Source organism: Aminobacter carboxidus, assembly GCF_014863355.1.
GTDB classification, from domain to species: Bacteria; Pseudomonadota; Alphaproteobacteria; order Rhizobiales; family Rhizobiaceae; genus Aminobacter; species Aminobacter carboxidus.
Window position 1 is genome coordinate 627,334 of record NZ_JACZEP010000002.1, and the last position, 13,813, is coordinate 641,146.

At 64.4% G+C, this 13,813-nt stretch carries 11 protein-coding genes, 1 pseudogene and 1 riboswitch; of the genes and pseudogenes, 5 read left to right on the forward strand and 7 right to left on the reverse strand.

Going from position 1 to position 13,813, the window contains the following annotated elements; translation table 11 throughout:
- Positions 1-43: 43 nt before the first annotated feature.
- The 3 genes and pseudogenes from thiQ to thiB all read right to left on the reverse strand — a co-directional run bounded on the left by thiQ (position 44) and on the right by thiB (position 3,660).
- A pseudogene (gene thiQ / locus IHE39_RS10695) lies at positions 44-804 on the reverse strand (thiamine ABC transporter ATP-binding protein).
- Positions 801-2,417 carry a thiamine/thiamine pyrophosphate ABC transporter permease gene (gene thiP, locus IHE39_RS10700; RefSeq protein ID WP_192566434.1) on the reverse strand — a complete coding sequence of 539 codons (1,617 nt, stop codon included), beginning with the start codon at positions 2,415-2,417 and terminating at the stop codon, positions 801-803. Before thiP ends, thiQ begins: the two are co-directional and overlap by 4 nt.
- Before the next feature lie 238 nt (positions 2,418-2,655).
- Positions 2,656-3,660 (reverse strand): thiamine ABC transporter substrate binding subunit, encoded by a 1,005-nt coding sequence (gene thiB / locus IHE39_RS10705; RefSeq protein ID WP_192566435.1) that lies wholly within the window; start codon positions 3,658-3,660, stop codon positions 2,656-2,658.
- Positions 3,661-3,704: 44 nt separating this feature from the next.
- A riboswitch (TPP riboswitch) is annotated at positions 3,705-3,828 on the reverse strand.
- A 104-nt stretch (positions 3,829-3,932) separates the two neighbouring features.
- Between thiB and IHE39_RS10710 the strand changes: the two genes are divergently transcribed.
- Positions 3,933-4,577, forward strand: coding sequence for a thiamine diphosphokinase (locus IHE39_RS10710; RefSeq protein ID WP_184767968.1), 645 nt, complete (start codon positions 3,933-3,935; stop codon positions 4,575-4,577).
- 3 nt (positions 4,578-4,580) lie between these two features.
- On the forward strand, positions 4,581-6,395 hold the full coding sequence (locus tag IHE39_RS10715) for an ABC-F family ATP-binding cassette domain-containing protein (protein WP_184767967.1): 1,815 nt from the start codon (positions 4,581-4,583) through the stop codon (positions 6,393-6,395).
- A 9-nt stretch (positions 6,396-6,404) separates the two neighbouring features.
- On the opposite strand, the gene IHE39_RS10720 is transcribed toward IHE39_RS10715, so the two are convergent.
- Positions 6,405-7,343, reverse strand: coding sequence for a homocysteine S-methyltransferase family protein (locus IHE39_RS10720; protein ID WP_192566436.1), 939 nt, complete (start codon positions 7,341-7,343; stop codon positions 6,405-6,407).
- Positions 7,344-7,565: 222 nt separating this feature from the next.
- Here IHE39_RS10720 and IHE39_RS10725 point away from each other — a divergent pair, with 222 nt between their 5' ends.
- Both IHE39_RS10725 and IHE39_RS10730 read left to right on the forward strand, forming a co-directional pair.
- Positions 7,566-7,808 (forward strand): type II toxin-antitoxin system CcdA family antitoxin, encoded by a 243-nt coding sequence (locus IHE39_RS10725; protein WP_192566437.1) that lies wholly within the window; start codon positions 7,566-7,568, stop codon positions 7,806-7,808.
- Positions 7,808-8,107 carry a CcdB family protein gene (locus IHE39_RS10730; protein ID WP_192566438.1) on the forward strand — a complete coding sequence of 100 codons (300 nt, stop codon included), beginning with the start codon at positions 7,808-7,810 and terminating at the stop codon, positions 8,105-8,107. The genes IHE39_RS10725 and IHE39_RS10730 overlap by 1 nt, the downstream gene beginning before the upstream one ends.
- Before the next feature lie 48 nt (positions 8,108-8,155).
- Here IHE39_RS10730 and IHE39_RS10735 read toward each other — a convergent pair whose 3' ends face one another.
- Together IHE39_RS10735 and IHE39_RS10740 are read right to left on the reverse strand one after the other, a co-directional pair.
- Positions 8,156-9,655: a hypothetical protein gene (locus IHE39_RS10735; RefSeq protein ID WP_184767963.1), complete on the reverse strand. Its 1,500-nt coding sequence runs from the start codon at positions 9,653-9,655 to the stop codon at positions 8,156-8,158.
- 75 nt (positions 9,656-9,730) lie between these two features.
- On the reverse strand, positions 9,731-11,029 hold the full coding sequence (locus IHE39_RS10740; RefSeq protein WP_184767962.1) for an adenylosuccinate synthase: 1,299 nt from the start codon (positions 11,027-11,029) through the stop codon (positions 9,731-9,733).
- 195 nt (positions 11,030-11,224) lie between these two features.
- Between IHE39_RS10740 and IHE39_RS10745 the strand changes: the two genes are divergently transcribed.
- On the forward strand, positions 11,225-12,157 hold the full coding sequence (locus IHE39_RS10745) for a DMT family transporter (RefSeq protein WP_192566439.1): 933 nt from the start codon (positions 11,225-11,227) through the stop codon (positions 12,155-12,157).
- A 53-nt stretch (positions 12,158-12,210) separates the two neighbouring features.
- Here IHE39_RS10745 and serA read toward each other — a convergent pair whose 3' ends face one another.
- Positions 12,211-13,812 carry a phosphoglycerate dehydrogenase gene (gene serA, locus IHE39_RS10750; protein ID WP_184767960.1) on the reverse strand — a complete coding sequence of 534 codons (1,602 nt, stop codon included), beginning with the start codon at positions 13,810-13,812 and terminating at the stop codon, positions 12,211-12,213.
- Position 13,813 lies beyond the last annotated feature (1 nt).

Genomic DNA, 13,813 nt, shown 5'->3' on the forward strand with positions numbered 1-13,813 from the left:
CACAATAAGGCCGTTACCGCCAATATGGCGATTTGGCTGTAAATTATGTCCGCTTCCGGGCAACTCGGCGTGATCGTGCCATCACCGTTCACTGCCGATATAGTGTCTGAACGCCTCAGGTCCAGATTTCGTAAAGAAATCCGCAGTCTTTCCTGTCGCTGCTACAGCGCCAGCCTCGACGAAAACCATGTTTTCGGCCAGTTTGCGGGCATCTTCGGGCTGGTGTGTCACGAAAAGCACGGTCATCCTGCGTTCTGCATGCACGCTTGCCACCAGCTCCAGCATATCCTCGCGCAATGCTGGTCCAAGCGAGGCAAAGGGTTCATCCAACAGCAGAATCGGCCGGTCGCGCACCAGCACGCGGGCCAGCGCCACACGCTGGCGTTCGCCGCCGGACAGTTCGCGCGGCAAGCGCCTTTCCATGCCGGCGAGGCCGACGCGGCCAAGGGCTGCGGCCACGTCCTGCCTGTCCGCAGCACTCAGGCGCAGCGCCGGCGAGCGCCCGAGCCCGACGTTCTTTTCGACGTCGAGATGGGCAAACAGGTTGTTTTCCTGGAACACCATCGACACCGGCCGGTCGGCTGGCGGTACCATTGTCACGTCCATGTCGCCGATCAGCACCCGGCCTTCGCGCGGCGTCTCGAAGCCAGCCACGAGGTTGAGCAATGTCGACTTGCCGGCACCGCTCGGCCCCATGATGGCGGTGATCTCGCCCGGGGCAAAGGTCACGTCGAAGCGCACCATGGTGTCGCTGTAGCTGAACACCACCTGGTCGAGGCGCACCGCCGCACTGGTCGAAGTCATTTCGAAGTCTCCCTGCCGAGGCGGTCGGCGAGCATCGTCAGAGCCAGGCACAACAAAGCGAGCATCAGCGCAAGTCCCGCCGCATCGTCGGTGCGGTAGCTGCCCATGCGGGCAAGCAGAAGGTAGGGCAAGGTCTGTACCGCGTCGCTGCCGAACAGCGCGATGACACCGAGATCGCCAAGCGACAGCGCCATGGCGAAGGCGAATGCCGTGGCAAGCGGGCGCTTGAGCACGGGCCAGTCGATCAGCCGCAGCCTGTTCCAGCCTGAAATACCGAGTTGGGCGCAAAGCCGCTCGTGGCGTTCGCTCGCCGCATCATAGGCGGGGCGCACGGCGCGGACGGCAAACGGCATCGCCATGACGGCGTTGACGGTGACTACCATGATCGGTGCCAGCGCAAAAACGTCGACCGACTGCCGCACCAGCACGAACCAGCCGGCACCGATGACGATCGGTGGTACCACTAGCACGAAGCCGGCGCCCGTGTCGGTAAAGCGCTCGAGCAGTTTCCTTGCGCCACCGGGTCTGCCGCCGGCCAGTGCCCGTCGCGCCATGACAAGCGACAAAGCGAGCATGGCGGCGAGCGTCGCCGACAGCGTGGCAAGAACGATGCTGGTCAGCGTCGCACGTTGGACCGAAGCTTCGCCGGCCAACCGGCCGAGATCGGCTTCGAGCCCCGAGACGACCGTCGCCAGCATCGGGCCGCCGACGAAGGCAAGGGCGATCAGGATGACGGCGATATTGAGCGTCCGCTCACTGGTCTTTGCCCTGATGTAGCTGCGCTGCGCCACCGGCAGATTGGCGTCGCCAGTGGTGTTGGCGCCGAGCCGCATCAGCACCAGGACCACCAGTGCGGTGAGGGCGATCTGCAGCAGGGTCAGGGCGACCGCGCGGGCGGGGTCGAAGTCGAAACGCAGCGCCTGATAGATCGCCACCTCCAGCGTCGTCGCTGCCGGCCCACCGCCGAGCGTCAGGACGATGGTGAAGGAGGTGATGCACAGCATGAACACCAGCCCGGCGATGCCAGGCAGGGCGGCGCGTAGCGATGGCCACTCGATCAGGCGGAAGCTCGACCGGGCGCCCATGCCGAGTTGGCTCGCCAGCCGCCACTGGTCGGCCGGCACCGTCTGCAGTGCCTCCAGCATCAGCCGCGTCGCCAGGGGCAGGTTGAAGAAGACATGGGCGACCAGGATGCCCGATAGGCCATAGATGCCGGGCCAGGTTCTGCCGGTCAGCGCTGCCAGCGGTTCGGCGAAATAGCCGGCGCGGCCGTAGAGCGACAGGATGCCAAGCGCTGCGACGATCGCCGGCAAGGCGAGGGGCACGGCAAACAGGCGCAGGATCAGTGCGCGGCCAAGAAACTGCGGATGCCGCGACAAAGCGCGGGCGACGAAGATCGCCGGCACCACCGATAGCAGCGTCGACAGCAGCGCCTGCCACAGGGTGAAGCGGGCGACGCGGAAAAGATAGCCGTCGAAGGCTGCCGCGGCTCCTTGCGGGTTGCGCACCGCCTCGATGCCAAGCCCGGCGAATGCACCGCCGATCAGCACCGCGATGGCGGCGAGCGCGAGGATGCCGGCGACGATGCGGGGATCGGTGCGGTTCACTGACATAGTGAGACGGTTGGACGGATGACAAACTGCGAAAGGTGGCGCTCCGTCCCACCCCTCTCTGGCCTGCCGGCCATCTCCCCCGCAAGGGGGGAGATCAGCAGCTTTGACACCCACCCACTATTGGCAACCTTTTGGGTTGGCGAAGGCCAAGCCACAGCCAATCTCCCCCCTTGCGGGGGAGATGGCCGGCAGGCCAGAGGGGGGTGTCCAAGCACAGCCATCTCAGGTCGACAGAGCCTTACTTGCTCATCACGCCGAGCCACTCGTCGACCCAGGCCTTGCGGTTGGCGGCAACCTCGTCGGCGCTGAAGATCAGCGTCTTGGCCGGCTTCACCAGCTTGTCGAAGGCCGGGTTGAGCGGTTTGTCGGTCTTGCCGGCCGGCAGCATCCAGTTGGTCTCGGGCACCACGTCCTGGAAGCCGGGGCTGGTCATGAAGGCCATGAACTTTTCGGCCAGCGGGTTGTTGGCGCCTGTCGTGGTGATGCCGGCAACCTCGATCTGAAGGTAGTGGCCTTCCTCGAAGGGGGCCGCCTGGTAGCGCTCGGTGCTTTCGGCGACCATGTGGTAGGCCGGCGAGGTGGTGTAGGACAGCACCATTGGCGCCTCGCCCTTGGTGAACAGACCATAGGCCTCGCTCCAGCCCGGAGTGACGGTCAGGACGCGGCCCTTGAGCTTGGCCCAGGCTTCCGGCGCCTTGTCGCCATAGACCGACTTGACCCAGAGCAGCAGGCCGAGGCCGGGCGTCGAGGTGCGCGGATCCTGGATGGCGATCTTCTGTTCGGGGTCGCCCTCGACCAGTTCCTTCAGGCTCTTGGGCGGGTTCTTCAGCTTCTCGGTGTCGTAGACGACGGCGAAGTAGCCGTAGTCGTAGGGCACGAAGGTGTCGTCCTTCCAGTCGCCCGGAACCGTGACGTCGGCGCCAGCCGCACCGTATGGTGCAAACAGGCCGGTCGCCTTGGCTTCAGCGGTCAGGTTGGTGTCGAGGCCAAGCACGATGTCGGCCTTGGTCGCAGCGCCCTCGAGCTTGACGCGGTTGAGCAGGGCTACGCCGTCAGCGACGGAGACGAAATCGACGGTGCAGGCGCATTCGGCCTCGAAGGCCTTCTTGACCTGCGGGCCGGGTCCCCATTCGGAGGTGAAGCTTTCATAGGTGTAGACGGTCAGCTTACCTTCGGCTGCGGCCGGGAAAGCAATAGCGGCAAGCGCCAGGGCGGAAGTCAGGGACAGGACGAGCGAGCGCATCGGCGCCTCCTTCATGGGTGTTGAAAGGGAATTTGAAGCGCCGGGCGTCCGAAGCATCTAATCCCTCCGCCGGTACAAACCGGATCAGGTTCAGCGGGTTGGCCGGGACGGTTCCCTGTGCCTCTCAGCCGGCACGCAATTGCGCGATCGGCACCCCGTTAGAGCGGCTCAACAAATAGGGCGGTGCCGCGACCCGCGCAAGCGGTAGTTTGCCGGCCACCGACCATCTCGCGGCCTTCCGTTTCGGCTGCCGGACTGGTAATGCGCATGCCATGACCCGGTTCACCATACTTCTTGGCGGCGAGCTTTTCCGCACCCCGCGCCTTGACCGTCAGGTCGCGGGTAGCCGCGTGATCGCGGCCGATGCCGGCATTCGCCATGCCGCCACGCTTGGGCTGATGCCGGAACTGTGGCTCGGCGACTTCGATTCCGTGCCATCGGATCTCGATCCGCGCTTCGCTGGCCTGCCACGCGAGACCTTTCCGGCCGAAAAGGACAGGACCGACGGCGAGCTGGCGATCGATGCCGCGCTCAGCCTCGGTGCGACGTCGCTTGTGCTGGTTGGCGCCTTTGGCGGCCCGCGTGCCGACCACGCCTTCCTGCACCTGGCGCTGGCGCTCAGGCTGGCCGAAGCCGGCACCGAGGTGATACTGACCAGCGGACGCCAGGAGGCGCTGCCACTTCTGCCGGGCACGTCATCCTTCGACTATGACGACGGCATGCTGTTTTCGGTGCTGGCCTTTTCCGAACTCACCGGGCTCTCCGAACAGGGCGCCAAATGGCCGCTCAACAGCGTGAATGTGCCGTTTGGTTCGTCGCTGACACTGTCCAATGAAGTGCGGGGTTCATTGCGGATTTCGCTCGGCAGCGGTCGCGCGCTGCTCCTCGCTCATCCCTTTCCTGCCTCGGATTTCTGAAACATGGCGCCACCGCTTCTCAATCTCGACGGCATCCGCCTGACCTTCGGCGGTCAGCCGCTGCTCGACGGTGCTGCGCTTTCGGCCGCCTCGGGTGACAAGATCGCGCTTGTCGGCCGCAACGGTTCCGGCAAGTCGACGCTGCTCAAGATCGCCGCCGGCATGATCGAGCCGCAGGACGGCGAAGTGTTCCGCCAGCCCTCGGCGACGATCCGCTACCTGCCGCAGATGCCCGACATGGATGGCTTCGCTTCGGTGCGCGCCTATGTCGAAGCCGGGCTCGGGCCTGCCGACGATCCGCACCGCGCCACCTATCTGCTCGACCATCTCGGCTTGACCGGCGAAGAGTCTCCGGCCGAGCTGTCGGGTGGCGAGGCGCGCCGCGCAGCCCTTGCCCGCGTCATGGCGCCCGAGCCCGACATCATGCTGCTCGACGAACCGACCAACCATCTCGACCTTGCCGTCATCGAATGGCTGGAAGAAGAGCTGATCCGCACCTCGTCGGCGCTGATCGTCATTTCGCACGACAGGCGTTTTCTCGAACGCGTCAGCCGCAACACCGTCTGGCTCGATCGCGGCCAGACGCGCCGGCTCGACCGTGGCTTTGCCCATTTCGAGGAATGGCGCGACCAGATCCTCGAGGAAGAAGAGCGTGACCAGCACAAGCTCGGCCGCCAGATCGTGCGCGAGGAGCACTGGCTGCGCTACGGCGTGACGGCGCGTCGCAAGCGCAACATGCGCCGGCTCGGCGAGCTGCAGACGATGCGCCAGAAATTTCGCGGCCACCGCGGCGCCGAAGGCGTGGCGACGATGGTGGCGAGCGAGGCGGCCGAATCCGGCAAGTTGATCATCGAAGCCAAGAACATCGACAAGGCCTTCGGCGATCTTGAGGTGGTCAAGGGTTTCTCGACCCGCATCCAGCGCGGCGACCGTGTCGGCCTCGTCGGTCCCAATGGTGCCGGCAAGACGACCTTGCTCAAGATGCTGACCGGCGAGCTCGAGCCCGACGCCGGCACGATCCGGCTTGGCGTCAACCTCGAGATCGCGACGCTTGACCAGAAGCGCGAGGCTGTCGATCCGCATGAGACGCTGTCGAGCTATCTGACCGACGGGCGCGGCGAAAACCTCGTCATCAATGGCGAGCAGCGCCACGTCGTCTCCTACATGAAGGACTTCCTGTTCAAGCCCGAGCAGGCGCGCACGCCGGTGCGCGAACTCTCCGGTGGCGAGCGTGCCCGGTTGATCCTGGCCCGCGTCCTGGCCCGCCCGGCCAACCTTCTGGTGCTCGATGAGCCGACCAACGATCTCGACATGGAGACGCTGGAGCTGCTGCAGGAACTGGTCGCCGGTTTTGCCGGCACCGTGATCCTGGTCAGCCACGATCGCGACTTCCTCGACCGCACCGTCACCAGCATCATCGCGCCCGACGGCGAAGGCCGCTGGATCGAATACGCCGGCGGTTATGCCGACATGCTGGCCCAGCGCGGCGGCTCCAAGCTCGACGATCGCAAATCGCGCAAGGCGGCCAATGGCCAGGCCGCGGCTGGCCGCAGCGAGCCGGAAGCGCCCAAGGCCGCGTCGAAGAAGCTGTCGTTCAAGCAGAAATTCGCGCTCGAAAGCCTGCCCAAGAAGATGGAAGCGGTAACCGCTTCGATCTCGCGGCTGGAAAACCAGATCGCCGACCCGGCCTTTTATGAACGCGACCCGCACGGTTTTCAAAAGACCATCGCTGCCCTCGACAAGGAGCGCGCGACACTGACCGCGCTCGAGGAAGAATGGTTTGAACTCGAGATGCTGCGCGAGGAGCTCGAGGGTTAGCCCGGGGCCTCAAAGGCACGCTTCGCAGATCGCCGCGATATGGCGGTGGTCGGTGCCACAACAGCCGCCAAGGACCTTGATGTGGCCGAAGCGGTCCCGCATGGCGCGATAGCGGCGGGCGAGATCGGCAGGGTCGCCCGGGTCCAGTTCGGTCGCCGCATCAAGCTCGGCATGGCTCTTTGCCGATGCGTTGGCGCGCACGCCGCCAATGCGGCGGATCCACTCGCCGCCCTCGGCCAGCACACTGTCGAAATGGCTGGGATGGGCGCAGTTGATCATGAAGTAGGCGGGCGCGCCGTCTGTCTCGTCATCGACGGTTTCGATCGCCTCGCGCAGGCTTACGCCTGACGGCAGTCGCCCGTCGGTCTCGACGGTGAAAGAAATCACCGTCGGCAGGCCCGCGCTCATTGCGGCGCAGGCGATGCCGACCGCTTCCTCGGGATAGTTCATGGTCACGGCGCTGACCATGTCGGCGCCGGCGTCGCGGAACGCTGCGACCTGGTCGCTATGATAGTCCGCGGCCTCGACCGGCGTCATCATCAAGTCGGGGCGGTAGCCGTCGCCGCGCGGACCGACGACGCCATTGACCGGAACCGTCATGCCACGGGCAACGTAGGGCGCACGCAGCGCTAGCGCCTGGGCGACGGCGCGTCGGTTGATGTCGGCGAGTGCAGCGCTGGTGTAGCCGAGCTTTTCGCCCCAGTCGGGATTGGCCCGCCATGTCGGCGTGTCGAGCACGAAGCCCAAGCCGCGTTGCTCGGCGATTTCAAGGTAGCGCCGGAAGTAGCTGTCGAGCTTGTCGCGCCCGGCCACGTCGAGAAGCAGCGGAAACGCCGCGAAGCACGGCAGGTCGATCCCCTCGAGGAAGACCAGCGTCGTTTCAAGGCCTCCATCGGTGAGGGCGACGGAGGTGCCGAGATGCGGAAGATCTGTCGTTGCAGGGCACATGACATCTCCGGAGGCATCCGGGTTTCTGTCGTCTTGCGCCAGCCAGAACGTTGGCCAAAGGCGTTCCTCAGCGTACCATCTTGCTTTAGCAATCGCTACTTTAAGCCACCAATGAGCATTGGTCCGAGTTTGAGATGATGCGCGAGGAACTGAAGGGTAGGTTGTCTGGATTGTCGTCCACGGCTAATGCGCATATATTATGCGCATAGATAGAGGTGCACCATGCTCCAGAAAGCGCCTAAGCCGGTTCGCAAACCCACGAATGTGACCATCGATGCTGCCTTGGTCGAGGAAGCCAAAGCGCTAGGGCTGAACATGTCCCAGCTCGCCGAGGACGCGCTCGCAAAGGCAGTGTCTGAAGAGAAATCAAGGCGTTGGAAGATCGAGAACCAAGCGGCTTTGGATGCCTGGAACGACTATGTCGACAAGAATGGACTGCCCCTGGCCAAGTATCGGCTGTTCTGATGGCCAGATACGACGTGTTCGTCGGCCCGTATGAAGGCAGCTATCTGCTAGATGTGCAGTCGGACCTGCTTGATCATCTGAAATCACGAGTGGTGGTGCCGCTTTTGCCAGCGGCAGACGTTCCGCCTCCAGTCAGGAGACTCAATCCGTCGTTCGAAATTGGTGATGACAATGTGGTGATGGCCACGCACCTCGTCGGTGCAGTTGCACTTTCCGAATTGGGAGCGAAACTTGCCAATCTAGGCCAGCATCACGATCAGGTTGTTGCTGCCCTGGACATGCTGTTCCAGGGCTTCTGACGCGGATTTGGTCCGCGTCAGCCAGGCATTTGCCAGCGCGCGACTGGCTTAGCCTGCTTCCTTGGCCTGCCAGGCCTTCATCGCGTCCTCGAACACCTTGTCGCCAGGGATGCCCTTTTCGAGCGTGAACAGCGCGCGGCGGCCGGACTTGTAGACCACCGGCACGTCGATCCAGCTCTGGCGGCGCAGCAGGTTCAAATTGGCGTCGACCTCGGCCTTGGTGTCGTTGAGGGCGACGAGGAAGAAGCCGTCGGCGATCTTGGCCGGGATGCCGAGCAGCGAATTGCCGGCGTCCTGTTCGGAGCTCTTCATCGCCACGCGCAGGATGTTTTCGATGCCGCCGCCGTCGAAACCTTCAGGCGTCAGGAAGATCATTTCAAGGATGTGGCTTGCCGGCAGCGTCTTGTCCGCATTACGGCGGATCGTCATGCGCAGCTGGATGTCCTTGCCCGGAATGGTCGCTTCGGCACGGATCGCCGGCTCGGGCGGCAGGTCGCCGCCGGGCGATTCCTGCACAACCGTCCAGACGACGGAACCTGACTCGGCCGAACCCTGGGCCACGTTGGTGCGCTCTTCGTAGAAGATCGCCTTCTGGCCGACTGCTACGGGGGCGTTTTCGCCTGCCGCTGGCGGTGTCGTTGCCGGGGTGCCCTCGGCGGGTGTCGCCGGTGTGGCAGGGGTTGCTGGCGCAGGCCCGGGCGTAGCCGGCGGCGTCGCCGGGGCCGGCTGGGTCAGTGTTGCGACCGAGGTGCCTTCGCCGACACCGTTGCTGCCGTTGGCCGGGCCCGGGTCGACTTCCTTGCCGTCCGCGGTCATGCGCTGGGTGAACTTGCCCGGCTCGCCGCTGGCTGGTGGCGTTGCTGCCTGGCCACCATTGGCGGGCGGAGGGGTTGCGGCTTCATTCGCCGGCGGGGGCGTTGCCGTCGCCGTGTCGCTGCCGCTACCGAGGAAGGCATCGCGGTTCGACCACAGCGCATAACCGCCGGCGCCGACCACCACCACGGCAAGGGCGGCTGCGATCAGGCCGCCGCTGACGCGCTTGCGCGGTTTCTGCCTGGTATTGGCGAATGGATCGTTGCCATCGGACGAAGCTTCGCCGAAACGGCCGTCATCTTCGCCTTCCGGCGCATCGTCATCGTCGCTTGCCGAAAAGTCGGGCAGCGGCTCACGCTGTTGTGGCGCGTAGGCCGGGATAGGGGGAGCGGCGGGGGGTGGTGCGACCGGGCGGTGCGGCTCCGGTGCAGGCGCAGGCCGGCTGTAGGCCGGCTGGTCCTTGTTGCGGGCGATCGAGGTGAAGACGTTTTCCAGCTCGGCCAGCGGATCGTCGTCGACAACAGGGGGGTTAAACTCCGCCTCGACGATCGCGATGGCGTCCTCGAGCGATTTGGTCTGGCGTTCGGCAACGGCTGCGGGCGGCTGCGGATTGAGCGCGGCGAGCTTGGCCGCGATGGTGCTGCGGGCCTTGTCATATACCCGCGCGCGCATCGCCGGCGTGGTGTCGCCCATGCCATCCAGCGTCTTTTTCAGAACCGCTACGAAGTCTGCCATTCTCTCGTCGACCTATCTTTTCTTCTGGGCCGGGCCGCGCCCGGCGGCAAATCAGCCGCCGGAAAGCTGCCAAAACTAGTCTTCAAACGGGTCGGTCACAAGTATCGTGTCATCCCGTTCGGGGCTGGTGGAAAGCATCGCCACAGGAGCACCGATCAGCTCCTCGATGTAACGCACATACTTCACCGCCTGGGCCGGCAGGTCGTTCCAGCTGCGGGCGCCGGCGGTGGTGCCCTTCCAGCCTTCGAGCGTCTCGTAGACCGGCTCGACCCGTGCCTGCGCACCCTGGCTTGCCGGCAGGTAGTCGATCAGCTCGCCATCGAGCATGTAGCCGGTGCAGACCTTGATCTCGTCGAGGCCGTCGAGCACGTCGAGCTTGGTCAATGCAATGCCCTTGATGCCGTTGACGGCAACCGCCTGGCGCACCAGCACGGCGTCGAACCAGCCGCAGCGGCGCTTGCGCCCGGTGACCACGCCGAACTCATGGCCACGCGTGCCGAGGAATTCTCCGACCTCGTTCTGCTGTTCGGTCGGGAAGGGGCCTTCGCCGACGCGGGTGGTGTAGGCCTTGGTGATGCCAAGTACGTAGTGGATCGAGCCCGGGCCCATGCCGGAACCCGCTGCCGCCTGGCCGGCGACGGTGTTCGACGATGTCACGAATGGATAGGTGCCGTGGTCGATGTCGAGCAGGGTGCCCTGTGCGCCTTCGAACAGGATGCGCTCGCCGGCGCGGCGCTTGTCGTCCAGCACCTTCCAGACGCGGTCCATGTAAGGCAGGATCTTGTCGGCGATCGAGGTCAACTCGGTCATGATGACGTCGTGCGTCACCTCAGGGTGGCCAAGCCCGCGACGCATCGCATTGTGGTGCGTCAGCAAACGGTCGACCTTCTGGGGAAGCGTTTCCAAATCCGCCAAGTCCATCACCCTGACGGCACGGCGGCCCACCTTGTCTTCGTAGGCGGGGCCGATGCCGCGACGGGTCGTGCCAATCTTCGTTCCGGAATTGGAGGCGGCGTCCTCGCGGAAACCATCCAGCTCACGATGCAGCGACAGGATAAGCGCGGTGTTTTCGGCGATTTTCAGGCGGTCGGGGCCGATCTCGACGCCCTGGGCGCGGATCTTCTCCAGCTCGGCGACAAAGGCATGCGGGTCGAAGACCACGCCGTTGCCGATGATCGACAGCTTGCCTGCGCGTACGACGCCGGACGGCAGCAGCGACAGCTTGTAGACCACGCCGTCGACCACCAGCGTATGGCCGGCATTGTGTCCGCCCTGGAAACGCACCACCACATCGGCGCGCTCCGACAGCCAGTCGACGATCTTGCCTTTGCCTTCATCGCCCCACTGGGAACCGACGACCACCACATTGGCCATAATATTTTCCTTCCGACATCGCGGCGCGGGCCGCGAACAGTGCAAAATGACAGGCCTCTATAACGCCAAGCAATTGGATGTGCGACCTTTCTTTGCCGCTCCAGGCACAACAATTTCCGCCTTTGGGCGCATTTACTTGTCCAAAGCCAGCACCTAGGCCGGCATGGTGCCCCTCGCCAGCGAAAGTCCCGCCTCATGCATCGAAACGCCTATGTCCTGCTCTTGGCGACCACGCTGTTCTGGGGCGGCAATGCGGTGGCGGGCAAGCTTGCCGTCGGCCACGCCTCGCCCATGGTCCTTACCTCCCTGCGCTGGGCATTCGCGGCGGCACTGCTGGGTGCCGTCGGCTGGCCCAGGCTGCGGGCCGACTGGGCAGTCGCGCGCAAGCACATCTGGCTGCTGATCGCCTTGGGCGGGCTCGGCTTCACCGCTTTCAATGCAGCACTGTACTCGGCGCTCAACTTCACTTCGGCCATCAATGCCAGCATCGAGCAGGCCGGCATGCCGATGGTCATCTTTGCCGCCAATTTCATTCTGTTTCGCATGCGCGTCACCTGGGGCCAGATCCTCGGCTTCCTGCTGTCGCTGACGGGCATCGCGCTCACCGCCAGCCATGGCGACCTCAGGACGCTGCTTGCGCTCGACATGAATTTCGGCGACGCGCTGATGCTGATCGCCGTGCTCGTCTATAGCGCCTACACCGTGGCCCTGCGTTTCAAGCCCGACATCCACTGGCAAAGCCTGATGATCGTGATGACGGCGGCCGCCTTCGTCACCTCGATCCCGTTTGTCGCCTGGGAAATCGGCACCGGCCGCGCCATCGCGCCCGATGCGATGGGCTGGGCGATCACCGCCTACATGGTCCTGTTTCCCTCGATCCTGGCGCAGATCTTCTACATCAAGGGCGTGGACCTGATCGGCGCCAACCGTGCCGGCCTGTTCATCAACATGGTGCCGATCTTCGGCACGCTGTTGTCGGTGATGATCATCGGCGAGGATTTCCAGCTCTACCATGCGGTCGCCATCGTGCTGGTGCTTGGCGGCATCTGGCTTGCCGAGCACTCCGGGCGGAAAATGGCGAGCGCCGAGGAGCTTCTGGCTGCCGAAAAACACAGCTCCGATGCCTGAGAAGAAAAAGGCGCAGGACCAGCCCGCGCCTTTGGTGCCTTGGGAGGCTTTTGTCAGATGCCGTTGACGTCGAACTGCAGGCGCTTGGCCGAGTCGATCGACTTGTGGTCGCGTACCTTGGCGAGCACGTCTTCGGGGAATGGCGCGTCGAGATAGAGCAAGGCGATCGCATTGCCGCCCGGCCGGTCACGGCCGAGCTGGAAGTTGGCGATGTTGACACCGCTCTCACCGCACACGGTGCCGAGCAGGCCGATGATACCAGGCGCGTCGGCGTTGGTGGTGTAGAGCATGTGCTGGCCGACCTCGGCATCGAGATTGATGCCCTTGATCTGGATGAAGCGCGGCTTGCCGTCCGAGAAGCAGGTGCCGGCGATCGAGCGCGTCATGTGCTCGGTCTTGACCGATAGCTTGATGTAGCCGTCGAAGACGCCCGACTTGTCGCGCTTGACCTCGGCGACGATGATGCCGCGTTCCTTCACCATGATCGGCGCCGACACCATGTTGACGTCGGAGACCTGCGGTCGGATCAGGCCGGCAAGTGCTGCGCTGATCAGCGCCTTGGTGTTCATCTGGGCGGTCTGGCCGTCGAACAGGATTTCGACCTCGGTGATCGGGTCTTCCGTCACTTGGCCGACAAACGCGCCGAGCACTTCGGCGAGCTTGACGAAGGGCTTGAGCCGCGGCGCTTCTTCGGCGGTGATCGAGGGCATGTTGATGGCGTTGGAGACCGCGCCCTTGACCAGGTAGTCGGCCATCTGCTCGGCGACCTGGAGTGCGACGTTTTCCTGCGCTTCCGAGGTCGAGGCGCCGAGATGCGGCGTGCAGACGACGTTGTCCATGCCGAACAGCTCGTTCTGATCAGCTGGTTCGACCTCGAACACGTCGATGCCGGCACCTGCCACCTTGCCGCTCTTCAGGCCGGCGATCAGGTCTTTCTCGACGATCAGGCCGCCGCGGGCGCAGTTGATGATGCGCACGCCCGTCTTCATCTTGGCGATGGAGTCGGCGTTGATGATGTTGCGCGTCTTGTCGGTCAGCGGCGTGTGCAGCGTGATGAAGTCGGCGCGGGCCAACAGCTCGTCAAGCTCGACCTTCTCGACGCCGAGTTCCTCGGCGCGATGCTCCGACAGGAACGGGTCGAAGGCAACGACATGCATCTTGAGACCAACGGCGCGTGTGGCGACGATCGAGCCGATGTTGCCGCAGCCGATCAGGCCCAGCGTCTTGCCGGTGATCTCGACGCCCATGAAGCGGTTCTTTTCCCACTTGCCGGCATGGGTCGAGGCATTGGCCTCGGGCAACTGGCGGGCGACGGCGAACATCAGCGCGATGGCATGTTCGGCCGTGGTGATCGAATTGCCGAAAGGCGTGTTCATGACGATAATACCGCGCCGCGAGGCGGCAGGAATGTCGACATTGTCGACGCCGATGCCGGCGCGGCCGATGACCTTGAGATTGGTCGCCGCCGCGATCAGCTTTTCGGTAACCTTGGTCGCCGAGCGGATGGCAAGGCCGTCATACTGGCCGATGACTTCGAGCAGCTTTTCCTTGTCCTTGCCGAGGTCGGGCAGATAATCGACCTCAACGCCACGATCCTTGAAGATCTGGACTGCGGTGGTGGAGAGTTTGTCGGATACGAGAACGCGGGGCGCCATA